Here is a 223-nt window from a genome sequence, read left to right as displayed (position 1 = left end):
AGCGTACCTTGTATTTATCAACGATCATGGATGCCTTTAATCGTGAAATTATTAGTTGTGTCATCAGCGAATCACAAACACTGACATTAGCGATGAAAACATTGAAACAAGTAATGAGAGGGCGAAAAGTAAAAGATGTCCTTCTTCACTCGGATCAAGGAAGTATTTATACAGCAAAAGAATTTCAAGCGTATGCCAAAGAAAACGGCATGATCACCAGCAT

1 protein-coding gene is annotated in these 223 nt (G+C 37.7%); it reads left to right on the top strand.

Annotation, left to right across the window (positions count from 1 at the left end; genetic code table 11):
* Nucleotides 1-223, top strand: a 223-nt coding sequence (locus MR167_RS32565) for a DDE-type integrase/transposase/recombinase (protein ID WP_242316321.1), incomplete at both ends; no start/stop codon positions are given.

Source organism: Bacillus cereus group sp. BfR-BA-01355 (assembly GCF_022663675.1).
In the GTDB taxonomy this organism is placed as follows: domain Bacteria; phylum Bacillota; class Bacilli; order Bacillales; family Bacillaceae_G; genus Bacillus_A; species Bacillus_A thuringiensis_S.
The sequence above is the reverse complement of the archived record's forward strand: the minus strand, read 5'-3'. Positions and strand labels throughout refer to the sequence as shown.